This window comes from Jiangella asiatica (assembly GCF_004349065.1).
Lineage (GTDB): Bacteria > Actinomycetota > Actinomycetes > Jiangellales > Jiangellaceae > Jiangella > Jiangella asiatica.
Genome location: NZ_SMKZ01000024.1, coordinates 42,819 through 67,221, shown reverse-complemented (window position 1 = coordinate 67,221; position 24,403 = coordinate 42,819). Strand labels below are relative to the sequence as shown.

General features: G+C 68.5%; 22 protein-coding genes and 1 pseudogene. 17 read left to right on the top strand and 6 right to left on the bottom strand.

Features of this window, described 5'->3' with window-relative positions:
- Window positions 1-36 precede the first annotated feature (36 nt).
- The 6 genes from E1269_RS17435 (at window position 37) to E1269_RS17410 (ending at window position 7,511) form a co-directional block, all read left to right on the top strand.
- The gene (locus E1269_RS17435) at window positions 37-1,068 is read left to right on the top strand and encodes an NAD/NADP octopine/nopaline dehydrogenase family protein (protein ID WP_131896793.1); all 1,032 of its coding nucleotides are present in this window, start codon (window positions 37-39) and stop codon (window positions 1,066-1,068) included.
- A 15-nt stretch (window positions 1,069-1,083) separates the two neighbouring features.
- Entirely contained in the window at window positions 1,084-2,550 is a 1,467-nt protein-coding gene (locus E1269_RS17430; protein WP_131896791.1) for an ABC transporter substrate-binding protein, read from the top strand.
- Window positions 2,550-3,434, top strand: coding sequence for a carbohydrate ABC transporter permease (locus E1269_RS17425; RefSeq protein ID WP_203433804.1), 885 nt, complete (start codon window positions 2,550-2,552; stop codon window positions 3,432-3,434). The genes E1269_RS17430 and E1269_RS17425 overlap by 1 nt, the downstream gene beginning before the upstream one ends.
- Complete coding sequence (locus E1269_RS17420) at window positions 3,434-4,351, top strand: carbohydrate ABC transporter permease (RefSeq protein WP_131896789.1); 918 nt, start codon at window positions 3,434-3,436, stop codon at window positions 4,349-4,351. The genes E1269_RS17425 and E1269_RS17420 overlap by 1 nt, the downstream gene beginning before the upstream one ends.
- 31 nt (window positions 4,352-4,382) lie before the next feature.
- Window positions 4,383-5,111: an aspartate/glutamate racemase family protein gene (locus E1269_RS17415; protein WP_131896787.1), complete on the top strand. Its 729-nt coding sequence runs from the start codon at window positions 4,383-4,385 to the stop codon at window positions 5,109-5,111.
- 102 nt (window positions 5,112-5,213) lie between these two features.
- Window positions 5,214-7,511, top strand: a complete 2,298-nt coding sequence (locus E1269_RS17410; RefSeq protein WP_203433802.1) for a transketolase-like TK C-terminal-containing protein — start codon at window positions 5,214-5,216, stop codon at window positions 7,509-7,511.
- A 647-nt stretch (window positions 7,512-8,158) separates the two neighbouring features.
- On the opposite strand, the gene E1269_RS17405 is transcribed toward E1269_RS17410, so the two are convergent.
- Window positions 8,159-8,617 carry a hypothetical protein gene (locus tag E1269_RS17405; protein WP_131896785.1) on the bottom strand — a complete coding sequence of 153 codons (459 nt, stop codon included), beginning with the start codon at window positions 8,615-8,617 and terminating at the stop codon, window positions 8,159-8,161.
- 360 nt (window positions 8,618-8,977) lie between these two features.
- Here E1269_RS17405 and E1269_RS17400 point away from each other — a divergent pair, with 360 nt between their 5' ends.
- Genes E1269_RS17400 through E1269_RS17370 form a run of 7 tightly spaced genes read left to right on the top strand, consistent with a single transcriptional unit; the run spans window position 8,978 to window position 17,628 of the window.
- A complete protein-coding gene (locus tag E1269_RS17400) occupies window positions 8,978-10,276 on the top strand; it encodes an ABC transporter substrate-binding protein (protein ID WP_162606468.1) in 1,299 nt (432 codons plus the stop codon).
- A 59-nt stretch (window positions 10,277-10,335) separates the two neighbouring features.
- A complete protein-coding gene (locus tag E1269_RS17395; RefSeq protein ID WP_131896781.1) occupies window positions 10,336-11,328 on the top strand; it encodes a carbohydrate ABC transporter permease in 993 nt (330 codons plus the stop codon).
- Complete coding sequence (locus E1269_RS17390; protein WP_131896779.1) at window positions 11,321-12,166, top strand: carbohydrate ABC transporter permease; 846 nt, start codon at window positions 11,321-11,323, stop codon at window positions 12,164-12,166. Before E1269_RS17395 ends, E1269_RS17390 begins: the two co-directional genes overlap by 8 nt.
- A 29-nt stretch (window positions 12,167-12,195) precedes the next feature.
- Window positions 12,196-14,298, top strand: coding sequence for a hypothetical protein (locus tag E1269_RS17385; RefSeq protein WP_131896777.1), 2,103 nt, complete (start codon window positions 12,196-12,198; stop codon window positions 14,296-14,298).
- A gap of 39 nt (window positions 14,299-14,337) precedes the next feature.
- Entirely contained in the window at window positions 14,338-15,429 is a 1,092-nt protein-coding gene (locus E1269_RS17380; RefSeq protein WP_131896775.1) for a LacI family DNA-binding transcriptional regulator, read from the top strand.
- Complete coding sequence (locus E1269_RS17375) at window positions 15,416-16,615, top strand: cupin domain-containing protein (RefSeq protein ID WP_131896773.1); 1,200 nt, start codon at window positions 15,416-15,418, stop codon at window positions 16,613-16,615. The genes E1269_RS17380 and E1269_RS17375 overlap by 14 nt, the downstream gene beginning before the upstream one ends.
- Entirely contained in the window at window positions 16,612-17,628 is a 1,017-nt protein-coding gene (locus tag E1269_RS17370; RefSeq protein ID WP_131896771.1) for a zinc-dependent alcohol dehydrogenase, read from the top strand. Before E1269_RS17375 ends, E1269_RS17370 begins: the two co-directional genes overlap by 4 nt.
- A gap of 138 nt (window positions 17,629-17,766) precedes the next feature.
- Here E1269_RS17370 and E1269_RS17365 read toward each other — a convergent pair whose 3' ends face one another.
- Window positions 17,767-18,414 (bottom strand): Type 1 glutamine amidotransferase-like domain-containing protein, encoded by a 648-nt coding sequence (locus E1269_RS17365; protein ID WP_162606467.1) that lies wholly within the window; start codon window positions 18,412-18,414, stop codon window positions 17,767-17,769.
- Between the two features lie 97 nt (window positions 18,415-18,511).
- Between E1269_RS17365 and E1269_RS17360 the strand changes: the two are divergent.
- Window positions 18,512-19,047 (top strand): annotated as a pseudogene (locus tag E1269_RS17360) (dihydrofolate reductase family protein); the annotation flags it as partial.
- Window positions 19,048-19,440: 393 nt separating this feature from the next.
- Window positions 19,441-19,734 carry a Fe-S cluster assembly protein HesB gene (locus tag E1269_RS17355; protein ID WP_131896767.1) on the top strand — a complete coding sequence of 98 codons (294 nt, stop codon included), beginning with the start codon at window positions 19,441-19,443 and terminating at the stop codon, window positions 19,732-19,734.
- A 239-nt stretch (window positions 19,735-19,973) separates the two neighbouring features.
- On the opposite strand, the gene E1269_RS17350 is transcribed toward E1269_RS17355, so the two are convergent.
- From E1269_RS17350 to E1269_RS17340, 3 genes are read right to left on the bottom strand one after another with little or no spacing between them, the layout of a single operon-like run.
- A complete protein-coding gene (locus E1269_RS17350) occupies window positions 19,974-20,594 on the bottom strand; it encodes a dihydrofolate reductase family protein (RefSeq protein WP_131896765.1) in 621 nt (206 codons plus the stop codon).
- Window positions 20,594-21,100 carry an SRPBCC family protein gene (locus E1269_RS17345; protein WP_131896763.1) on the bottom strand — a complete coding sequence of 169 codons (507 nt, stop codon included), beginning with the start codon at window positions 21,098-21,100 and terminating at the stop codon, window positions 20,594-20,596. The genes E1269_RS17350 and E1269_RS17345 overlap by 1 nt, the downstream gene beginning before the upstream one ends.
- A gap of 3 nt (window positions 21,101-21,103) precedes the next feature.
- The gene (locus tag E1269_RS17340) at window positions 21,104-21,445 is read right to left on the bottom strand and encodes an ArsR/SmtB family transcription factor (protein WP_131896761.1); all 342 of its coding nucleotides are present in this window, start codon (window positions 21,443-21,445) and stop codon (window positions 21,104-21,106) included.
- A 310-nt stretch (window positions 21,446-21,755) separates the two neighbouring features.
- Between E1269_RS17340 and E1269_RS17335 the strand changes: the two genes are divergently transcribed.
- The gene (locus tag E1269_RS17335) at window positions 21,756-22,334 is read left to right on the top strand and encodes a TetR/AcrR family transcriptional regulator (protein WP_131896759.1); all 579 of its coding nucleotides are present in this window, start codon (window positions 21,756-21,758) and stop codon (window positions 22,332-22,334) included.
- A gap of 839 nt (window positions 22,335-23,173) precedes the next feature.
- On the top strand, window positions 23,174-23,677 hold the full coding sequence (locus E1269_RS17330) for a hypothetical protein (protein WP_131896757.1): 504 nt from the start codon (window positions 23,174-23,176) through the stop codon (window positions 23,675-23,677).
- A gap of 359 nt (window positions 23,678-24,036) precedes the next feature.
- Here the strand turns inward: E1269_RS17330 and E1269_RS17325 are convergent, their stop codons facing one another.
- Window positions 24,037-24,345 (bottom strand): YciI family protein, encoded by a 309-nt coding sequence (locus tag E1269_RS17325; protein ID WP_131896755.1) that lies wholly within the window; start codon window positions 24,343-24,345, stop codon window positions 24,037-24,039.
- Window positions 24,346-24,403 lie beyond the last annotated feature (58 nt).

The window sequence follows — 24,403 nt, the reverse complement described above, 5'->3', positions numbered from 1 at the left end:
GTGCAGTCCTTCCACCCGTCGTGCCGGAGGAGTCGCATGAGCATCGTTGTCGTCGGATCCGGACTGCCGGCATTGGCCTGCGCCCTATACGCATCGGCGTGCTCGGGCGACGAGGTCGAGCTCCTCGCGGCCGACGCGCCGGACGTCGCGCGCTTCGCCGGGACGGGAATCGCCGCGATCGAGGAGACGCCCGCCGACGTGTCGCTCGCCGTCCGCGCCACGCTGGACGAGGTCGGCTCCGACCTGGCGATCGTGGTCGCCGACACCCGGGAGATCCCGGACGAGGTCACCGTGCTGGCCGACCGCTCGTCGATCCGGTCGATCCTGCTCGCCCCCGGCGGGTTCGCCGGCGCGCTGCGGGCGAGGGCCGCGCTGGACCGGGCCGGCCGTCCGGACATCGCCGTCGCGGAGGCGCCGGGCTTTCCGGTGCTCGCCCGCCGTCCGCAGGTCGATGAGGTGCGGATCGTGGCGGTCAAGCGATCGATGCCCATCGCCGGCCTCGACGCGGCCGGGACCGACCAGGCCCTGCTCGACTACGGGCCGTACCTGCCGGCGCTCGTGCCGGCCACGCTCGCCACGACGTCGCTGTCCAACGTCAACACCGTGACGCATCCCCCGCTGGTGCTGCTCAACGCCGCACGGATCGACGCGGGTGAGCCGTTCCTCATCTGCCGGGACGGGCTCACGGCCGCGACCAGTCGCTTCCTCACCGCGCTCGACCAGGAACGGCTCGCCCTGGTCGAGGCCGCCGGCGGCGACCCGGTCGACACCGCCACCTGGCTTCTGCGCTACTACGGACAGGCCGGGATGAGCGGTGCCGACATCGGCGCCTGCATCCGATCGTTCCAGCCGCTCATGGAGACACCCGCTCCGCCAACGCTCGACCACCGCTACCTCACCGACGACATCCCGCACGGCGTCGCCGCCTACCTCGCGCTGGCGCGCCGGCTCGGCACCCCGCACCAGCATCTCGCGGCAATCGTCACGCTCTCCTCGACGGTCATCGGCCATCCGCTCGCCGCCGATGGCGACGCCGTCGAGGCCTTCCTCTCCTGGCTCGAGGCCTGATCTCTGGAGGAGCACATGAACAGCGTTCACGACGATTCCGCCGGCCTGGCCCGGCTGCGGCAAGGGCTGGTGGCCGGCGACATCGGCCGCCGTCAGTTCCTCCTCGGGGCCGCGGCGCTCTCGACGACCGCGCTCCTCGCCGGCTGCGGCGGCATCGAGCAGAGCGACGGCGGCTCCGGCGACGGCGGGGTCATCCCGCTCTACACGGTCGAGAACGACCCGAAAAGCCTGGCGTTCTACAACATGGTCATCGCCACGTTCCAGGAGAAGTACCCGGAGGCTCGCGTCGAGGTGTCGGTCTACTCCGACTCCACCCAGCTCCAGCACCTCACGACGGCGTTCCGGAACAAGGTGGACGTCGGCATCTTCTCCCCGCCGGTGAGCCAGTTCGCGTCGTGGGCACGCGACGGCTACCTGGCCGTTCTGGACGACCTGGTCGAGGAGATCGGCCCCGACGACTTCATGCCCGGCACGCGCATCGTCGTCGACGGATCCGACTACGCCATCCCGCTGCAGGCCAACTCGCATCTCATGTACTACCGCAAGGACATTCTGCAGAACGCGAACATCGCCCCGCCGGAGACGTTCGACGACTTCCTGGCGGCGGTGAGCGAGACGCACGGCGGCGACGGTCACATCGGCATCGCGCTGGCCGTCGGGCCGACACCGCAGCTGCCGCTGTTCTCCTTCTCGCCATACATCTTCCAGTCCGGCTGGGACTACTTCGACCGGGACGGCAACCTCACCTTCGACCGGCCCGAGGTGCTGGAGGCTCTGGAACGGTTCGTCTCGATGATGCGGTTCTCGGCCCAGTCGCTCCACAACGGCGAGTACGCCGACATCGTCAGCGCCTACAGCTCGGGACAGGCCACGTTCGCGCCGTTCCCCGGCCGGCTCGGCGTGAACCTGCACGAGAGCGCGCCCGACATCGCCGAGAAGTCCGGCGTCATTCCCATTCCCGCCGGACCGTTCATGACCGGGCAGCTGCACTTCGGCTCCGGCCAGCAGTACGCCCTCTATGCGCAGACCGCGCAACCGGACCTGGCCAAGGAGTTCCTCAAGGAGCTCACCGTGGGCGAGCACGCCGTCGAGTTCGCCATGACCGTCCCCGGGCACCTGCTGCCGCCGATGAAGAGCGTGCGGGATCAGCTGCTCGGCATGCTGTCCACGTCGGCCGACCCCTACGTGAGCGAGCACGCCGACTGGATCGAGACCTTCGCCGAGTACGTCCCGACGGCGATGACGTCGTCGGTGAGCATGGGCGCGGTCCACGACAAGTCCTTCGAGGAGAAGTTCACCAACGTCTGCCCGTGGGCCGCGGAGATCTGGAAATCGCCGCCGGTCGACGGGATGATGTTCCAGAGCATCCTCATCGACGGCGAGCCGGTCGAGCGGGCGTGGCAGACGGCGGCGGAGGAGATGCGCGTGGTCGCCGACGGCTGGAAGGCGAAGCATCCGGACTGGGAACCGGAGATCGTGTGATGGCTGCGGTCGCCTCGCCGGCACAGGCCATGTCCCGCGCGTCGCCGCCCCGGAAGCCGGTCGATCCCTTCCGGGCCGGTCAGTACGTGATGTTGGTCGTCGTGGTGCTGGCGGCCGACCTGCCGCTGCTGTTCATGATCCTCAGCGCGTTCCGCACCGAAGCGGCGAACAAGCAGTATCCGCCCAGCGTCGACGCCGACACCTTGACGTTGGACAACTTCACCAGCCTCTTCGGGACGTACGGGTTCGGCCAGTACCTGCAGAACAGCCTGGTCGTGTCCGGCCTGGCGACCGCCGGGGTCGTGATCTTGGGAACCATCGCCGCGTACGCGCTGTCCCGGTTCGACTTCCTCCCGTTGCGGGTGATGGGCCGGCTGGCGATCGTCGCCTACCTGGTCCCGCCGATCCTCATCCTCGTGCCGGTCACTCAGGTGATCTTCGGGGCCGGGTTGGGCGACAACCTGATCGCCCTGGCCGCCCTCTACACGGCAGTGTTCCTGCCGTTCGCGCTCTGGATGCTGCGGTCGTACTTTCAGGGCGTCGCGATCCAGCTCGAGGAAGCCGCCATGGTCGATGGCTGCACCCGGTTCGGCGCCTTCCGCCGGGTGGTGATCCCGATCTCGGTTCCGGGTGTGATCACCGCGGCCATCTTCACGTTCGCCGCGGCGTGGAGCGAGTACCTCTACGCGTCCACGCTCATGACCAGCACCTCCAACCTGACCGCCAATCCGGCGACCTACCTGCTCATGGGGCACTATGGAACGACGTCGGCGGGACTTCTGATGGCGGCGGGTCTGGTCATCGTGGCGCCCGTCGTCGTGCTCTATCTGGTCGCGCAACGTTGGCTGGTCTCCGGGCTGGCGGCCGGGGCGGTGAAGGGCTGATGGCCGTCATCGGTACTCGCGTACGCGCGCCGCGCCGGCCGGCCATGAGCGACCGGCGGCTCGCCCTCCTGCTCGCCGCACCGGCCGCGGCGCTGCTGGCGCTCTTCGTGGTCTACCCGTTCCTCACGGCGCTGCTCAACAGCTTCGCCGACGTCGACGCCGCCAGCGGCCGCCGCACGTTCATCGGGATCGACAACTTCGTCACGATCGGATCCGACCCAGACCTCCGCGCGGCGTTCGGGCGGACCGTGGTGTGGACTGTGTCCAACATGGTTCTGCAAGTGTGCCTCGGCGTGCTGGTCGCGCTGTTGCTCAACGCGCGACTGCGGGGCCAGGGCCTGGCTCGTGGCCTGGTGCTGTTCCCGTACATGGTGCCGGCGATCGTGGTCGCGCTGATGTTCCGCTACATGTTCAACGACGTCACCGGCCTGGCGAACTACGTCCTGCTCGATCTCGGGCTCATCGACGCGCCGCTGGGTTGGCTCAGCGACCCCGACGTCATCATGGTGACGCTGGTGCTGGTCAACGTGTGGAAGTACACCCCGTTCTTCGTGATCGTGGTGCTGGCCCGGCTGCAGACCATCCCGCGGGATCTGTACGAGGCGGTCTCCATCGACGGTGGTGGCCGATGGGCCGGCCTCCGCGCGGTGACGCTGCCCTCGATCCTGCCAGTGCTGCTGGTGGCCATGCTGCTGCGCACGATCTGGACGGCGTACGACTTCGACATCCCGTACCTGTTGTCGGCCGGCGGCGGTCCGAGTGGGTCCGCGGTGACCGTGCCACTCGCCATCCGGTCGCTGGCCTTCGAGTCCGGCTCGATCGGGCAGGCCTCGGCACTGGCCGTCTGCATGGCCCTGTTGCTCATCGCGTCGGCCTGGGTCTACCTCCGCGGCTTCAACGAACGCACCCACGTCTAGGCAGTCACACGCTATCCGGAAGGACCATCACGTGAAGCATCTCGGAATCCTGGCGCACAGTGTCGAGGGCGCCTCGTTGTGCCTGCGAACGTTCTGTGCGGACGGGTTCGACCAGCTCGGCCCGCATCTGCACCCGGATGTCAGCCTCGATTGTATCGCGATGGGAGAGAGCATGCCGGCCTGGGACGCCGGAGACCTGCCGCCGATCGCCGCCATCCTGACCACCAGCGCAACGCGACTCCGCGCGGCCGGCGCGGACTTCTTCGTCTGCCCCGACAACACCGCCCATCTGGCGCTGGAGGCAGCGCCCGAGCCGTTGGCCCTCCCGGGCCTGCACATCGCAGAGATCGTGGCCGAACGAGCCGCGCAGGAGGGGCGGCGAACCGTGGGGATCCTCGGCACGAGGTACACCATGGACGCCGACCTGTATCCCGACGCCTTCCGACGCATCGGCATCGACTCCATGGTGCCCGACCCCGACGAGCGCGCGACGATCAACGGCATCATCTTCGAGGAACTCGTCGAGGGAGTCTTCACCGACGAGTCCCGCCGCGTCTATGTCGAGATCATCAACAGGCTGAAGCGACGGGGCTGCGACGCGGTGGCGCTGGTGTGCACCGAGATCCCGCTGCTGGTCGACGACGGCAGCTCCCCGCTGCCGACCCTCGACTCCACCCGCCTGCTCGCGCACACCGCCTTCGACGTCGCCGTCGGCACGCGACCGATGCCCACCTGGCGAGGCGGCCCGCGGTCCGCGTGACCTGCGTGAGCACAGTGCTGAATCTTGGATCGGGAGATGGTGCACCATGTGCTACTCGTGCTGTGATCGAGCGCATTCTGCCCGAACTGCGTGGAGGTCGAGATGGCGATGACCGCGGCGGTGCCGGAGGTGGACCGGCTCGAGGTGCTCGGCCAGATCGAGCGGCGGGTGCTGTGGCTGTCGACGGCGATGGTCCACCACGCGAACCGGGTCCGGCCGAACCCGTCGGGCGTGAAGGTGGGCGGCCACCAGGCGTCGTCGGCGTCGATGACGACGCTGATGACGTCGCTGTGGTTCCGGCACCTGCGCGCCGAGGACCGGGTGTCGGTGAAGCCGCACGCGTCGCCGGTGCTGCATGCCGTCAACTACCTGCTCGGCTGGCTGGACGCGGCGAAGCTGACGACGCTGCGGGAGTACGGCGGCCTGCAGAGCTACCCGAGCCGGTCGAAGGACCCGGACCCGGTCGACTACTCCACCGGCTCGGTCGGCATCGGGGCGACGGCGCCGATCTGGGGTGCGCTGGCCCGCCGCTACCTTGGCGGCGACGGCACCGGCCGGCAGTACTCGCTGGTCGGTGACGCGGAGCTGGACGAGGGAGCGGTCTGGGAGGCGATCCTCGATCCGCAAGTCGCCGAGCTGGGCGAGGTGGTGTGGCTCGTCGACGTGAACCGGCAGTCGCTGGACCGCGTCGTGCCCGGCATCGCGATCCCGCGGCTGCAGGGCATGTTCGCCGCCGCCGGCTGGCAGGTGCTGACGGTGAAGTACGGCCGGCTGCTGGACGACCTGTTCGCCCGGCCGGGCGGCCCGGCGCTGCGCGACCGGCTGGATCAGATGTCAAACCCCGAGTACCAGCGGCTGCTGCGCTGCACGGCCGCCGAACTGCGTGACCGGCTGCCGGACGGCGACGCCGCCGTCGCCGGCCTGATCGCCGATCTCGACGACGCCGGCCTGCGGCAGGCGGTGCGCAACCTCGGCGGCCACGACCTGCGCGCACTGGACGGTGCGTTCGCCGCCATCGACGACGCCCTGCCGACGGTGGTCTTCGCCTACACCATCAAGGGCCACGGCCTGCCCACCGAGGGCCACCCGCAGAACCACTCCGCCCTGCTCACAGACGCGCAGCTGCGCGACCTCGCCGCCACCATGGGCATCGACCCGGACCGGCCGTGGGAACGGTTCGCCGACGGCACCGACGCCGCCCGGCTGTGCGCGACGACGGCGGAGCGGCTGTCGCCGCCGACCCTTCGCCCGGCAGCCGCGCCGGAGCTGCCGGTGGACCTCGGCCGGACGCCGAGCGGCTCCGCGACCACCCAGGCCGCGCTCGGCCGGGCGCTGGTCGACCTGACCCGGCAGGCGCCGGACGCGGCCCGGCGGGTCGTGACCGTCAGCCCGGACGTCTCGTCCTCGACCAACCTGGGCGGCTGGGTGAACAAGGTCGGCGTCTGGTCGCCGCGCGAACGGGTGGACTGGTTCGCCGACGACCCCGAGACCATCCTGCACTGGCGCGAGCGGCCGACCGGGCAGCACATCGAGCTGGGCATCGCCGAGACCAACCTGGTCGGGTTGCTCGGCGAACTGGGCGCGACGTGGAGCCGGTGGGGCGAGCCGCTGCTGCCCATCGGCGTCCTCTATGACCCGTTCGTCGCCCGGGCGCTGGAGCCGTGGACGTTCGGCATCTACGCCGGCGGCCAGTCGATCCTGGTCGGCACGCCGTCCGGCGTCACGCTGGCCTCCGAGGGTGGCGCGCACCAGTCGATCATCACGCCGTCCATCGGGCTGGAACAACCCGGCTGCGTCAGCTACGAGCCGGCGTTCGCCCTCGACCTGGAATGGACCCTGCTCGCCGCGCTGGCCCGGCTCGGGCGGCCGGACGGCTCGTCGGCGTACCTGCGGCTGTCCACGCGTCCCGTCGACCAGACCCTCGCCGCCGTGCCCGCCGACCCGGCCGCCCGGGAGCGGCGCCGGCGGCAGGCCGTGGCGGGCGGCTACCCGCTGCGACGGGCCGCCCGGCCGGACGTCACCATCGCGGCCATGGGCGCCGTCCTTCCCGAGGCGCTGGACGCGGCCGACCGGCTGGCCGAGAGCGGGGTCGCCGCCGACGTCGTCTGCGTCACCAGCCCGGACCTGCTGTTCCGCGCCATCCAGGCCCGCCATGGCCGCGACGACGCCCCGTCCTGGATCCTCGACCAGCTGCTGCCCGCCGGCCGGGCTTGCCCGCTCGTCACCGTTCTCGACGGGCACCCGCACACCCTGGCATTCCTCGCCACCGTCCACCGGGTCGACCACCTCGCCCTCGGCGTCGCCGGGTTCGGCCAGTCCGGCTCACTCGAGGACGTCTACCGCCACCACGGCATCGACACCGACAGCATCTTCCGCGCAGCGCTCGACCTCGTAGGCTAGCTCGCGGCGTCGCCGCGCGAATTGTCGAGGCAGGGCGCCGACGAATCGACCATCAGGCTTCCGGGGCTACAACTGGTACTCGTCGACGAGTATCAGGCGGCTCTCGACGGCGCGATGCGCCGAGTCTCAGCTGATCTGTCCTGGGCTGTCACTAGGGTGACCCAGATGCCTGGCCATCCATGGAGATCGGCGGGCCGAAGCGCGGGAGGCATGCAGGACGATGCCATGCGTCTCTGGGACGACAATCCAACGATCATGACCTTGCAGGTATCGACACGGTCGTCGAGGCCGTCGTCGCGGCACTACTGTCACCGGCGCTCGACCCCGTGACGGTGGCGATCCAATCAAGGTGGGGTGGTGGCAAGTCGTCCGCGCTGCGGATGATGGAGAAGCGGTTCTCCACTGACACATCTGTTGTTGTCATCATCGGGTTCCCGGCGCACCGGCCGGGCAGGTGCGCGACGAGTTCTCGATGGGCGGCGACGAGCCCGACGCTTCCGGTTGATGGCACGGGTCGCCGACCGGCACGCGCCGGCGACCCGCACCGCAGGAAGGCGCAGTGGAGCAGATCACCCGGCCGCCGCACCCTGTGCGGCGGTCAAGGGATCAGCTGGTTCCGGCGAGCCTCGGGTGGGGTTCGGACCGAGTCAGAGCGACTGCGTCCACGCCGAGAGACGTTCTTCACGTCGCTCGCGGATGTCGTCAGGGAGGTTCTCCAGCCGCCCCTCGAGTCTCGCGCCGAGCCTCATGGGCGGGTCCTGGACCTGCAACGCGGTTCGCTCGTCACCGCTGCGTCGACCGGACACCCGGATCGTGTCTCCGACGGCGATGTCCGACGTCGATGCCGCGTCGCCGTCCGACGTGACCCCCGTCTCCTCGGTCAGTGTCCATGTCCACTCGGTGCCGTCGGCGCTGCGCACGGTCACCTGGGTGTCGGCGACCTCGGTCACCTCTCCCTGTTGCCACGCACTGGTCACGACGTCTCCGTCGTCGTTCAGCTGGGACGACTCGCCGTAGAGAGGCTCCCCTTCCAACAAATCGGAGCGGGGCAGCAGCGACTCGGACTCAGTCGAGTCCTCCGCGGCGGCGAGGCCGTACCCTCCCATCGCTACGATCGCGATCGTTGTAGCGGCTGTTGCAACCTGTCGCTTGCGTCTCATCGAGTTGCTCCTCACGGGTTGAGGAGTCAGCCATCCGACGGCGGACTCCTTCCGGTCACGACGTATCCAGCGTGCGTCAATCCAGATAAAGCGCGCGTAAAGCGGGTGGCGGGACTGAGCCCGGGCGCCGACTACCTGGGCCGTGTCCGGGGGCGCTGGGACCGGCACGCTATGCACTCGGCCACAACACTATTGACCGCGCCGTAGCCCGGTGTTAGGTTCCCGGCAATCGATTGCCACATGGCAATCGATTGCCGACAATCCGCGAGGTTGACAATGACGCACCACAACGGACGGGCGGTATGCGTGGCGATCTTGGTCTCGGCGGCCCTGGCGCTGACCGTGGCGTGCGGCGGTTCGGAGTCGCAGAGCGAGGATGGCGTCACGACCATCACCTTCTCGGGTGCCTCGGATGAGACGTTCATGGCGGCGCAGCTCGATCTCATCGAGCGGTTCGAGGCGGCGCATCCTGAGATCAATGTCGAGTTCGAGCCGGCTGCCGGAGTTGACGCGGAAGAGGGCGCGATCCTCCGCCTCGGGCAGGGCGATCCGTCCCTCGACATCGTGACCACCGAGGTGGGTTATGAGTACCAGTGGTACACCGAGGGCTGGATCGAGCCCTTGACGTCGTACGTCACGGACGAGGAACTGGCCCAGATCGATCAGCATTTGGTGGACAACGAGACCTTCGACGGTGAGTTCCTGGCCGTTCCCGTCGACAACTCGACGATGTACCTCGCCGTCAACTACGACCTCCTCGCAGAGGCCGGCGTGGAGGGGCCGCCAAGTCTGCAACGCAACTCCTTCGACGAGGTGGTCGAAGGGGTCTGGACCTGGGAGCAGGTCGTCGACGCGGCCGCCGCGGTCAAGGAGGCCACCGGCAAGACCGGCTTGCTCATCCCGAACGACGAGACCTGGATCCTCGCGCCGTTCGGCCAGCAGCTCGGCGGTGAGACGACCAACGAGGACGGGCTCGAGGTGGAGGGCTACCTCGACGGGGACCAATGGGTGGAGCTGGCGACTCGCTACCAGTCGTGGTTCGAGGATGGCGTCGCCGACATCACGAACCCGGAGTGGACCACGGACCAGTTCCTCGCCGGCGAGTCGGCCTTCCAGCTGGCGCACATCGGTGACTTCGACATGTGCGCCTCGGCCAGCTTCGAATGCGACGCTGCCGCACAGCCCCATTTCGCCGACGGCGTGCCCGCAGTGCAGTCGAACGGCATCGCCCTGGCGATGAACGCTGCGTCGGAGCACAAGGACGAGGCCGCCGCCTTCCTCAAGTTCATCCTGCTCGACCCTGAGGGCCAGAGCGCCCTGGTCGACGGGAACTACTTCGCGGCGATCCCGTGGCAGCAGGCGTCTCTGGACGCCATCACGACCGACCCCGCCTACGCGGAGTTCCCGCTGAGCGTGAAGCGCCTCGGCGCCTACCAGTTCCAGAACTGGCCGTCCAGGGCCATCAAAACCCCCGCGGCCGCCACCGTCTTCACGGTCATGTCGGACGCCTTCCTCGATGTCCGTGTCGGCGCGATGAGCCCCGAAGAGGCGGTCGGCACCATGACCGAACGGGTCGAACGCGACCTCGAGGCTTATCGAGGTTGACCGGGTCGGCAGACCTGCCGGTCGCACTGAGGACTCCACGGATCCGGAAGGTTCACTCCATGGCTGCTCGAACAGGCACCGAACAGATCGTGCCGGACCGTGATGCCGTGTCCGGACGACTGACCGGCAGCACTCCGCCACCGCCCGGACGCGCCAACCGGACCAGCCTCGCCGGAGGCGGTCCGCGAGTGGGACGCCCTTGGACCCCCTACGCCTTCCTGCTGCCGGCGGGCGCGCTGCTGGCGATGTTCTCGGTCTTTCCCCTGGTCTGGGCGCTCGCCATCAGTGTCCAGCCTCGGGGGGCGGGGAAGAACGGGACGATCACTGGGTTCACGCTCGAGAACTTCAGTAGCGTCCTCACCGACAGCAGGACACTCGACTCGCTGCGCGTCACCGTGGCCTATGCCCTGCTCACCACGTTCTTGTGCATCGCGTTCAGCATCCTGACCGCACTGGCGATCAAGACGGTGCGTCGTGGGGCGGGCGTGTACCAGGCCGCGCTGCTCATTCCGCTCACTGTGGCGCCGCCGGTGGTCGTGATCTTGTGGAGGGCACTGTTCAACCGGAACACCGGCGCCGTCAATGGCATTCTCACCCGGCTCGGCATCCCCGAGCAGGGTTTCTACGAGAGCACCGGGCAGGCGTTGTACGTGCTGGTCGCCATGGCGGTCTGGACGAACGTCGGCTTCTGGACGCTGGTCTATCTCGCCTCGCTCAACTCGGTCAGCACCGAGATCTTCGAGGCGGCGGAGCTCGACGGCTGCGGGCCGATCCGCAAGTTCTTCTACGTGATCTTCCCGTTGCTGCGCCGTACCACGCTTCTCGCGGGCGTGGTGTTGATGTCGGCCGGGCTGGTGGTCTTCGTGCCGGCCCAGTTGCTGACCCAGGGCGGCCCTGGCGGAGCGACGAACTTCCTCATGTACATGGCGTCGCAGGAGGTCCTGCGCTACGGGCACCCGGGGACGGCGAACGCCTTGGTGGCACTGTTGCTGCTGATCATCGCCACCACCGTGGCCCTTCAGTTCCGGCTGCTGAGGAGCAAGGATGCGTAAGCGTTCCCGGGCGGCGGCCCACATCTACCTCGTCGGCATGGTGCTGATCTACATCGTGCCGGTCTGGCTCATGGTGGTCACGTCGACGCGGTCGAGCGACGGCGGCGGGGTGTTCCGCGACTGGAGCCCGTTCCGGTTCCAAGCGCTCGTTCCGTACGACCTCGATCTCGGCGGCTATCGCGATGTCATGGCCGTGGGCTCGATCTTCCGAGCGTCGCTCGTGAACACGCTCATCGTGTGTGTGATCGTCGTGGTGGCGGGGGCGGTGGTCAACTTCCTGGCCGGCTTCGCCTTCGCCTATTACGACTTCCAGGGGAAGAACATGCTGTTCACCACGAGCCTGATCACGTTCATGGTGCCGTTCGAGGCGATCGTCATCCCGATCCTGACGCTCGTGCAGCGGCTCAGCCTCGTGGACACCCTCGCCGCGCTCATTCTGCCGACGCTCGCCAACGGGTTCCTCATCTTCATGTTCCGCCAGTTCTTCCTGGGAATTCCGCGCGAGATGTACGAGGCGGCGATGATCGACGGTGCCGGTGTCGGCCGGGTGATCTGGCACATCTACCTGCCGTTGTCGAAGTCGATTCTCGTGACGTCGTCGATCGTGCTCTTTCTCGCCGTGTGGCAGGCGCTGTTCCTCCCACTCGTGGTGTTGCGTTCGCGCGACACGTGGGTGGTCCAGTTGGCCCTGTCGGCGATGCAAGGGACGGTACAGATGCCGACGTGGGGACCCGTGCTCGCCGGAAGTGTCATCACGCTGATCATCCCGATGATCTTGGTTGCTCCATTCATGCGGTACTTCAAGTTGTCCGTTCTCGAGGGTTCGAGCCGCGGGTGAGAACGCGGCCGTCAAAGGCGGAGGAATTCATGGAACGAGGCGTCTATGCCCAGGGTTGGTATGCACGGCAACACAACTACCACCCGAGTCGCCCGGCACGCCGGTTGAAGATGCTGGACGACTTCACCGACTACCGCGCGACTATGCTGACCTGGCCCGCGCTCGGCGGCGGGGGCATCTCGCTGCCGTATCTCGAGCAAGAGGCGGCCGGCGAGATTCCGGCGAGATTCCGGTTCTACGGCTATGTCACCGATCAGGAGTTCAACCACGCGTGCTCGGAACGGGGAATCAAGGCGTTCGGTGTGATCTTCCTGATGCAGGGATGGGAGTTCCCGGCCGAACTGTCCGAGGACGAGGACGAGGTCCTGAGCCTCAACGAGCTGCGCGGTGTGGGAAAGCGGACCAGGCTGGGGCTGCGGGAATTCACCCAGAACACCTACCCCAGGCTCTGGAACAGCTACGAGTCCTACTTCCCGGGCGGGCTGCGTAACAGCGAAGGCGACGTCGTCACGGACCTTTGGGAGGAGTGCTGCTCTCGCGACATCCACGGCGAGGCGTTGCGGGCGGACTGGCTGGAGTGCCCCGACCGTGAGCATATCTGTCATTTGATGGACACGAACAACCCAGTCTGGCGTGAGTACGTCAAGGCGGTCATCCGGATCCAGGTCGATGCCGGTGTCGACGGGATCCAGTTCGACGAACCCGACGGCCCCATGGGCTCGTTGAAGTACGGCGGCTGCTTCTGCAAGGACTGCATGAAGGGGTTCACGGCCTACCTCCGCTCGCTGCCGGCCCGTCAGGTGCCCGCCGATGTCGCCGGGGCCCTCGACGACTTCCACTATGGCCGGTGGTTGCTCGCCCACGGCGCCGATCGCATCCCGGCCGAGAATCCCGACTTCCTCGCTCGTGCCTACGTGACCTTCGTCCGCGCCCGGAACGCAGCCAACTTCCACGAGCTGGCGAGCTACGCGCGTGAATACGCGGCGAGGGCGGGCCGATCCCTGCTGATCTCCGCCAACCTGTACGACGGAGCCCCCTGGCACGACCCGCTGGCCGCCGACGTCGATGTGCTGGTGCCTGAGCAGCGGCACACGCTGTACCGGCAGCCCGGGTGGATGCGCTACATCGCCGCTTTCGGCGGGGAGAAGCCGGTCACCATCAGCTTCAATCCCTACGGCGGGATTCTGCCGGCGCTGGTCGAAGAGCTCAACGACGGCCGAGGCATCGACCGCTACCGGACGATGATGTACGAAGCCGCGGCGCTGGGCGCGAACATGTCGGTCCCCTACGGTGCGTGGATGGGCAGCGTCATCGAGGACGCCATGTACGCGCCCCACAATCCGACCAAGGTCATCCAGGGTTTCCTCGCCGACAACGAGCATTTCTACACCCGCAGCACCGTCAATGACACCGCCGTGGTCTACAGCATGGACAGCAATTTGCACGACGAGGCGTTCGGTGGTGCCGTCCAGGCGCGCCTGGATCCGGTGACCGGTCGTCGCGGCGAGGCGCACTCGTCGTCGGCGTTCTTCGGCGCGACCGACGCGCTGGCGCGCGCCCAGCATCCGTTCGACGTGGTCATATTCCACGACGGCGTGCTGCGCGAAGACGACGTCACGCCGGAGCGCCTGCGCCAGTACCGTCACCTCGTGCTGCCGGACTGTTGGGCACTGTCCGGCGGGCAGGTCGACGCGGTGGCCGGCTACTTGGACGACGGCGGACGGGTGATCGTGATCGGCGACCTGCGCGGTGGCGACGACGGAACGAGCACCGCGCGGATTCTCGAGCACCCTGGGACAAGAGTGGTCGCCAGTGCCCGCACGGTGGCCGACGACGCCGGTGACGCTCAGGTTGAGATCAAGGCGCTCACCGACGTCGCGGTGAACTTGCAACGCACCTCACGCGGCACGGTCGCCCTGCACATCGTGAACTATGAGTACGACGACGCTCTCGACCGGACCGCCGCGGTGGACAACGCCGAGGTCTCGGTCCGCCTGCCGGAGCCCGTGACGCGGGTTCGTGTCCACACCCCCGGCGAAGAGCCCTACGAGGGTGCGGTGAGCACCGTCGGTGACCGGTTCACGTTCACGGTCCGGGCACTCAGCTCGTACCTCGTCGTCGAACTACTCTGACCGACCCATCCAACCCAACCGACGGCAACGGGAGCGACAGTGGGCGAACGCAGACGTGCCACGGCCAAGGACGTCGGCGCGCTGGCGAAGGTCTCCACCGCCAGCGTCTCTCGCGCGCTCTCAGGCCGCCGGCCGGTCACCAAGGAGGTCCGCGAGCGGGTCGTCGCGGCGGCCAGGGAGCTTGGGTACGTGCCCAACCACTTCGGGAGCGCTCTGCGCCGCCAGCAGAGCGCCACGCTGGGCGTCCTGGTACCGAAGATCACGAACCCGTTCTTCCCGTCCGTCCTCGAGGAACTCGAGGCAGCCGCGCAGGAGATCGAGTTCCACGTCCTCATCGCCGTGTCGAACTACGACGCCGAGATCGAACGGCAACGACTGCGCGAGCTCGTGGCCCGGAACGTCGACGCCTGCGTGGTCGTACCCGCCAGCTGGAAGTCGTCGGGTGCTGGAATCCGGGAGGCGCACGCATCGGTTCCAGTCATCCAGTTCGACGGCCGGGCCGAGGGCGCCGACGTCCCGCACATCGGGATGGACAACAGGCATGCGGTGTCTCTGCTGATCGCCCATCTCACGGAGCAGGGGCGCCGTCGGATCGCCTTCATCGGCGGCGGCCTCGCGACCAGTCCCGACATCGAGCGGTACGAGGCCTTCGCCGAGATCGCGAGACAGTCGCCGCACGTCGCACAGTTCATCGAGGTGCCCGGAGGGGACTACAGCGTCGACACCGGCCGGCGCGGCGCACACGAGGTCGTCGGAAGCGAATTCCGCGCCGACGCCGTCGTGTGTTCGAACGACATCATCGCCCTCGGCCTGATCGAGGAGCTCACTCGCCTCGGAACACGCGTGCCAGCCGACATCGCCGTCGGCGGCATCGACGATATCGGGTTCTCGGGCCTGTTCCAGCCGACCCTCACCACCGTCCGGCAACCACTGCGCGAGATGGCGAGAGTCGCCCTGGAGGAGCTGTCGCGAGAGGCGGGCCTGGACACCTCCCCGGCCGAGAGCCGGCGTCTGGAAGGCGAGCTCGTCGTGCGGATGAGCACGGGGCGACAACGTGACCCGGACACGACGCGAGCCGCGCCGTCGCCGTCCACCCACCTAAACCGGAGGAGCGCTGATGACCACGACTGACGTCCGGTCGGTGCTGGAGGACGCCATGGGAGACGGCGACGGCATCCTCGAACTCGATCCGGCCCTGGTCGCGCGCGACTGGCTGCCGCCCGGCCGGCGCCTCGGCCTGGCCGAGGACGAGTACGACGTCGGCGACCGCGGCTTCATCTGCGAGCGCTGGCTGGCGTCGACCACGCACGCCGACAACGAGGTCGGCCCGCCGGACGAGGGCATCAGCCACATCCGCCTCGCCGATGGCCGCCGGCTGTCCCTCGAGGCGGCGGTCCGCGCGGCACCCACGGACATTCTGGGGACGGCCTATGCGGCGACACATGACGGGCTCGGGCGGCTGGCCAAGATCTACGACTTCGCCGCGCGCATCCCGTACCACATCCACCCGCCGTCGCGGTACGCGGAACTGGTCGGACGGAAGTCCAAGGACGAGGCGTACTACCTGCCGCCCGGCGTCGACCTGGGCACGCATCCAGAAACGTTCCTGGGCACGCATCCGAGCCTGGCTGACGGGTCCGGCCGGAGGATCTTCCTGCAGTACCTCAGGTCATGGGACTCCGATGAGATCCTCAAGCACGCGCCCGCGTACCTGCAGGTGGCCGAGGAAGGCTTCTTCGTACCGTCGGGCGTCCTGCATGCCCCGGGGACAGCGCTGACGATCGAGCTGCAGGAGGACTCCGACACGCTCTCGATGTTCCAGGCCCTCAACGCCGGGGCGCTGATCAGCAAGGACCTGTTGTACAAGGACGTCGATAGGGCGGAGCGGGACGTCCGCGGAGAGGACGCCGTTCTCGACTGGGTCGACTGGCCGGCCAACGCCGATCCATACTTCTACGAGAACCGTCATCTCGCCCCGCGGGTCTTCCACGACGCCGACGGCGTCACCGAGGCATGGATCCTGTACGGCTCGACGAAGTTCAGCGGCAAGCGGCTGATCATCGCGCCGGGCGCTCGGTACGTCGCTCGAGAACGTGGGGTCTTCAACCTGCTGGCGTGGCGGGGACGCGGAACGATCGGCGGCACCGCCGTGCTCGGTGGGCAGGTCGGCGCCGACGAGCTGCTCGTCGTCCACGACCGCGCGGTTCAGCCGCTCGAGTACGTGAACACCGGCGACGACGATCTCGTCATCATCAAGTTCTTCGGCCCGGACATCAATCCCGATGCCCCTCACGTCACGGAAATGGGACACGCATGAAGGTTGCCCGGCTGCACGGGGTCGGAGACGTCAGGATCACGGAGGAGGACCGCCCGGCCGCGGGTCACGGAGAGGCGCTCGTCCGAGTCACCGCTGTGGGCCTCTGCGGCTCGGACCTGCACTGGTTCACCGAAGGCGGCATCGGCGACGCGGTGCTGCAGAAGCCTCTGGTCCTCGGGCACGAGATGGCCGGCACAGTGGAGGGCGGGCCGTACGACGGCCGTCGTGTCGCCGTCGACCCGGCGCAGCCGTGCCGCGCGTGTGACCAATGTTTCGAGGGTGACCACAACCTGTGTCCCCGGGTGCGATTCGCCGGCCATGGCGGCCAGGACGGGGGCCTTCAAGAGCATCTTGCCTGGCCGGTGGAGTTGCTGCACGTCGTTCCCGACGCATTCAGCGATGCGGACGCAGCGATGCTGGAGCCGCTCGGCGTGGCCCTGCACGCCGTCGACCTCGGCCGGCCGAGGCCGGGTTCCACGGTCACGGTCGTAGGGTGCGGGCCCATCGGCCTGTGCGCCGTTCAGCTGGTCAGGGCGGCCGGCGCCGGGCTGGTGGTGGCGGTCGAGCCGCTGGCCCATCGTCGCGACGCGGCTGCCGCGGTGGGCGCCGACGTCGTCGTCGATGCCGGGGCCGACGACGCCTCGGCACAGCTGGCGACGGCGACCGGCGGCAAGGGCGCGCAGGTGGTCATCGAGGTGGCTGGGACCGACGACGCGGTCGAGCTGGCCGTGACCGCCGCCCGTCCCGGCGGGCGGGTGGTCCTGGCCGGCATCCCGGATGACGACCGGACCACCTTCCCGGCCGCCGAGGCACGTCGCAAAGGACTGACCCTCAAGATGTCCCGCCGCATGAAGGCGACCTACCCCCGTGCCATCCGGCTCGTCGAGCGCGGCCTAGTCGACGTCAGCTCCATCGTCACGCACACCTTCCCACTCGACCAGGCAGGCGAGGCGTTCCGGCAGGCCGACCAGCGAACCGGTCTCAAGGTCGTGATCACACCAAACGGCCGCTGAGCTGCTCTAGTGGCGCGGCGGTGCTGGTCGGCCTACTGGCGCGCCGGCGGACGTGAGGACGGCTTCCGGACAATCAGGGTGGCGGCCTCGGCTGGCGGCGCGGAGCCGCCCAGACGTTGCGCAGGCGCTGCGGGAGGGTCAGCGCAGTTGGACGTGGTCGCCGTCGACGACCAGCGCCTGGCCGTCGCGCAGCGCCCAGTACGGCTGCCCCTGCTCTCGGTAGTGGCGGGCGATCTCGCCGACCGCGCCGGTCTCCGGGTGCCCGGGCGTGTCCAGGTGCGGCACGAACGCGCGGTCCAGTACGCCCAGTCCGTCCCACGGCACCTCCGCCCGCGGGTGCAGGCGGAGCAGGTCGTCGACCGGGTCGCACAGCTCGAGCCCGCGTAGGCTCGGCGCGAGGCAGCACGGCCCGGCGCTGTAGCCGGCGTAGACGATGCGGTCCTCGGCCAGGAGCGTCCTGAACACCTGGTCCGCCCCACTGACGGCCAGCGCGTGCCGCAGCACGAAGACGTTCCCTCCGCGTAGCCAGGCGATCTCGGCTTCGGCGAGTGCGGCGGCCAGACCGTCCGGGTCGCCGACGTGGTCGCGCAGGTCCAGCTCGAACCCGGCCAGCCCGATGCCGGTGAGAGCGTCCAGCTCGGCCCGCACCGCGGCCGACCGCAGGTCATCGCTGGACGCGGCGTCGCAGGCGTTTGCGATCACCGCTACCGGGCGGTCGCTGCGGGCGAGCGCACGCAGCCGTTCCGGCTCGGCGCCGAGCCGGAACGACGACAGGTAGAGCCGCATCCGGTCATCCTGGCGTGGACCACACCGACCTACAACCCGCACCAACGCACAGCTGGGTTGGGGATGATTCCGCGACCGCGGAATGGTCTGCACACACATGATGACACTCGCGATCACCCAGAACATCACCCTCGACGGCTCCATCGAGATGCTCGGCGACTGGTTCGATCCCGCCGATCAGGATCAGGAACTGGTGGAGGCGGGACGCCTGCGGCCGGAGCAGGGGACGTCCTGTTGTTGGGTCGGCAGACGTTCGAGGATTTCCGCGGCTACTGGCCCCTGCAGACCGACGACCAGTCCGGGATCACCGACGAGCTCAACGAGGTCCACAAGTACGTGGTCTCCTCGACCATGACCGACCCGCAGTGGCACAACTCAACCGTGCTCGCCGGCGACTGGATGGCCCAGGTGCGGGCCCTGAAGGAGCAGGAGGGCCGCAACATCGTGGTCACCGGCAGCATCACGTTGAGCCATGCGCTGATCGGGACCGGGCTGGTCGACGAGTACCGCCTGTTCGTCTACCCTGCCGTCCAGGGCCGCGGGCGGAGGCTGTTCCCTGAAGGGTGCGACGTGCCGAGGTTGCAGCTGGTACAGGCCCGCCGCTACCGAAACGGCGTCTCCCTGCTGCACTATGCCGCTCGAGGGCGCTCGAGGGACCAGGCATGGCCGCCGCACCCCGGCTGGCGTGATCGTGCGCGTCGCCCAACGCCAGCTCGTGTGCACGGTCGCGATCTGGCACGACTGGAAGATCGACGCATCCACGAAAGCGGTCGCCGATGACCTACGGCGACGGACCCATGGTTGGGAATCACTCATCTAGGTGCATGCCGGCGGTACCGGTGTGAAGCCGGAAGATGTCGAGTAGTTCGCCGGTCCTCGCCGTCAACGCGTGGGAGCACCAGACCAACTGTCGGTTCCCGGCAGTTCCCGCGCACCTGGCTATGTCGCAGTGTTCCGCCACGGCTTGCGGTCCCGGCCGAGGGGTATTGCCGTACAGAGAAGCGGTGGACTCGATGGGAGGCAGACGTGCTCGCTCTGACCGCCAATGCCGTATCCGTGATCCGTTCGCTCGTCGAGGAGCCTGAGCTTCCGCGGGCGATCGGCCTTCGGATCGCGGCGGCAGCACCGACGAACGGCGCCTCGGCACTCTCTGTTGAGCTCGCCGCCCGCCCTGGGCCCGGCGACCAGGTGATCGAGGCGGAGGGGGCTCGTGTCTTCCTGGACCCGACGGCGGTTGCGGCCCTCGAGGACAAGGCCCTGGACGCCCACGTCGGAAACCAGGGACAAGTCAGCTTCGAGATCCGAGACCGATCAGGCTGATCCTCGCCAGGGAACCGGGACGTGGTACGTGCGCCCGATGGAACTCCGACGCCCGTACGACAGTGACGGAGCCGACCCTGCCATGCTCGTCGGTGACCAGCCATGCGGCCAGGTCTCCCGGTGGCTCTGCCCGGTCGTATTCACGTGGGGCGAATAGCCTCGAAGAGACAGCCTCCCGATGCTCAGAGCTTCGAATCTCACCCTCCCCTGGCCCCGCCCGTGGCGCAGAGATCAGACAGTCACCGCTTTCGCACTGCGTAGCTCAGGTGGGTGACCCGATCGGTTGGCTCCGCATGTAGCGGCTCGAGGGCCACGCGGGCGGCGTCGACGCCCTCGAACAGGCGGATTCCGGAGCCGAAGAGCACGGGTGAGAGCGCGATCGTGAACTCGTCGATCAGGCCGGCGCTCAGGTACTCGAGGATCGTTGCGCCGCCGCCGGCGATGCGGACGTCGCGGTCGCCGGCGGCCTCGCGGGCCTGGTCGAGCGCTGGCTCGATGCCGTCGTTCACGAAGTGGAAGGTTGTGCCGCCCAGCCGCTCCCAGGGATCACGCTTCTCGTGCGTCACGACGAACACCGGTGTATGGAACGGGGCGTTCTCCGGCCACATCTGCTCGCCGGCGTCGAACATGCGCTTGCCCATGACGCTCGCGCCGGTGCGCTCGAACGTCTCCCGCACGATGTCGTTGTCGCGTCCCCCCTTGCCGCCCTCGCCGAGACTCAAGTTCTCCCGGATGAACCGCAGCGGGAACATCCACGCCTGCAGCTCCACCCACTGCCGCCCCATCAACTCCGAGACCGATTCGGGTGCGATGAACCCGTCCAGCGACATCGATACGCTGAAGAACACCTTTCCGGCCATCAGTCCTCAACTCGTGTCCGAGCGATCTCGGTGACGTAGGCAGCCAGGTTGCTCAGGGTCTGCTGGCCGCCCTCGATCGCGTGGTACTTCTCGACCGCCTCGTCACGCAGTTCCGTGGTGGGGAAGACCGTGCGCATCTCGATCCGGGTCGCCGCCCCGTCGGGCGCGAACGTCAGGACCGACTCGAATGCGTTCGGATCGCCGCGGGACTCACCGTGGCGCAGTGCGATCCGCTCCGGCGGGGCGATCTCGGTCCAGGTGATCCACTCGGAGTAGTCCGTCCCGTCCGGTCCGTGCATCACGAAGTCCCACTCCGCGCCGACCCGGAACTCGAACGCCCGCGTAGTGGTGGTGAACCCGTCAGGGCCCCACCACCGCGACCGGTGCCGCACCTCGGTGAACACCTCGAACACCAACTCCCGCGGGGCATTGATGACTCGAGAGATCACGATCTCCCGGTCCGCCGTCGCGGACTGCGCCGGCGCTCCTCGTCCCGTCGCCCTCATCAGCTACTCCTCCTGCCTTGCCTGCTTGAGGTCCCGCACGTACGCGTCCAGCCGGTCGAAGCTCTCGTTCCAGAACCGCTCGAATCCGCCGGTCCACTCGTGGACCGGTCGCAGCCCGCGGGCGTCAAGGCCGTACAGGCGGTGCTTGCCCGCCTTGCGGTCCCGCACCAGTCCGACCTCCCGGAGCACCCGTAGGTGTTTGGACGCTCCCGGCTGGGTCATCCCCAGCTCCACGGCCAACTCGGTCACCGGCCGCTCACCGGCCCGCAGCAGCACAAGGATCTTCCGGCGCTGCGGCTCGGCGATCGCGTTGAAGACGTCCGACGTCGTCGCTGCCCGTGCCATGACCCCTATCATATACCCATATGGGAAAGCGTGGGATGGACCGGACCTTCCTAGGCGACAGCCAGCAACGATGACGAGGCCGCACCAGATGCGATTCGTCATCGTCTGGAACTCCAGGCAAGATGTGGAGGTTGGCATGAGGGGCGTGCGGTGCTGGAGGAGTTCCCGCCCGGGCATGTCGTCCCCGGCTTGTATCGCTACGCCGATGGAGATCCAGACCGCGGCGGCGTGGGGTTGCGACTACCGCCAACCAGGGCAACGAGCGGGTAGCCGTAAGACAGACGGTCTGTTACAAGCTAGCGTTCGTGGCATGCTCCACAGTGATCGGACGCCAACCGTCGACGCCAGAGAACGTATCCTGTCGGCCAGCTACGACCTGTTCGCGCGACGCGGTATCCGCGCGGTCGGGGTCGACGAGGTCATCGACCGTTCGAAGGTGGCAAAGGCGACGTTCTATCGGCATTTCCGGTCCAAGACCGATCTCGTTCTGGCCTTCCTGGAGCGGCGTGAACAGGAATGGACTCTCGGCTTCGTGAAGGCCGGATCCGAGCAGCGGGGTTCCACCGCGGAGGAGCGGCTGCTGGCCATCTTCGACGTGTTCGACGACTGGTTCGGCAGCGACGGGTTCGACGGCTGCTCTTTCATCAACGTGCTACTCGAGATGGGCGGGGATCATCCGCTCGGGGCGGCGAGCATCGAATACCTGGAGAACATCCGGGCGATCGTCCGGGAGCGGGCGCAGGAGGCGGGCTTGCGTGACCCGGACGCGTTCGCCCGCTCCTGGCACATCCTGATGAAGGGCTCGATAGTGTCCGCTGCCGAAGGGGATCGAGAGGCCGCGCAACGGGCGAAGGACATGGCCCGCTGCCTCATCGACCGGTATCGCTGACGGGCGGTGGGGCCGCAGTCGCGGAAGGCCTGCTCGATCGCCGCGCGGTGCCGGCGTCGTCGCCGTCGATGGACTTGGCGTAGATCTTGAGCAGACGTCGACGGAGTGAGCGGCCCAGGTCGCGACCTCGGTCGGTGGGACGCCGGGGTTGAGCCAGGTGGAGACGGCCGCGTGGCGGAGGTCGTAGGGGCGCAGCGCCACGAGTGAGCGCCTTGCGTCGGCGCCGAACACCGCTTGGCGAGCGCGGTTCCAGACGCGGAACACGGTGAGGGCGGGGAGGTGGTCGGTGCTGCGTTCGCCGACGAACAGGCGTCCGTCGGGTGTGGTGCCGAAGGTGTCGAGGTGGTGATGGAGCGCGGGTGAGTTCCGGTGGTGACGGGACCTTGCCGACCTCGCCGATCGTCCGCCACCGTGATGTGAGGCTGGCTGCGCGCATGCCACCGTCGAGGCGGACTGCGAGGCTGTGGAGGAGCTGGCGGAGCACGTTGGTGTCGGCGGGCGCGGAGGCCGGCCTGCTGTGGCCGGCGGCCCAGCGCAATGGTGTCGCTCACCCAGCCGGGCTGGTGCGGTTCGCCGCGGCGGCGGGTGTTGATGGCCCACCGCTTCAGCGCCGCACGCAGCTCGACACCGCCGGGCATGCCGCTCTTTGGTGAACATCAGGCACGTCGCAGCCGTGAGCGCCTCGGCGACCTGCGCGCATCGGCTCGCTCAACGGCGCCGGCATCACACCATGCCTAGGCGCAGCACAGTGCGGAGAGCTTCGGCACGAACTTCATGGCCCGCCCCACAGTGAGGAGGCGAGGCTCGACATTGCGGACGCGGTGCTGTTCGCTGAGACGGTGAAGGCTTTCGCCGTCCCCGCGTTCTGCATCCTGGCCGCAGTCTGTCTCGTCGGCTGCGGCTCGATTGCCGATGACGGGCGGGCCGGTTCCTCGCCCACTGGCGCCTGCCCTTCGGTGCACGACCAGCTGGTGCCGGACGACTGCGTGGGCTACGACCCTGACGCCGGCATGCGCGCGAACGACGCCTATCGGCAGCGCAGCGAGCTGCCGCCGGAATGGCGGGACGGCGCCGTCGAGCACCGGGACCGGATCGCCGCGGCTCTGACCGAAGCCGTCGCGGCCGGCCCGCTGACGGTGGACGACGCATTCGCGGTCCTGCAACCACTGGGCTACGAAAACGTGCAGGCCCATGGGTCGTCCGAGGTAGCCAACGGCGGGCTGGCCATCGGCGTGAGCACCGGGTCCGGGTGCGTCTACGGCGAGGTTCGCGACACCGAGGTCACCCTTCACGTCGGCGGGGGCATCGCCGACGGCGGTTGCTTGCCGGCCCCAGGGCATTGACGGCGTCGGGGCGGGCCAGCGCTGGCCGGAATCGTCGTCGCGATCGAATCGTCGGGACGGTAGGTGCTGCTGCCGAGGTCCTCGACCTCGACCTTCTCCCGGCGAGATTCTGGGAGCACGAGCCACCGAACGAGGTCGCTGACACCATAGAACTCGCGTGAATACGCTGCTGTGGTTCATGGGCGTCGGATGGGTCGGGTGCTCCAGCTTGTCTGGATTGCCATCTGTCGTGGCCTGCGTTCGGTTTCTGGTTACCGAAGGACGTCCGGCCTTCTGGCCAGGGCGTATGCAGCGGTTGCAGGTGCGCCACCTTGTCGCGGAGCGAGCTGAGGAGGATACCCGGTCCGCGACGATGCCCGTCAGCTGGCGGGGTCGTACTGGACGCGCACCTCCTGCGCGCAGCGGCACGCGGTCGCGATCTTCGCGGCCCATTCCAGTGCCGCCTCACGGGAGGGCAGCTCCAGCACCGTGTAGCCGCCCTCGAGCTGTTTCGTCTGCGGGTAGGTGCCCTCGACCACGGTCCCGTCGCCATCGACCATGACAGGCGGAACGTTTTCGTCGATGCCGCCGCCGAACACCCATACACCAACGTTTCTCGCCTCCTGCACGACCGCGTGCGACGCGTCCGAGACCGTACGCAGGCAGAGCGGGCTGAACCGGCTGAGCACTCGTGTACGTGCTCGGGCTCAGGGCTTGGAGTCCGGCACGAAGCATCGGCCTGCCCCG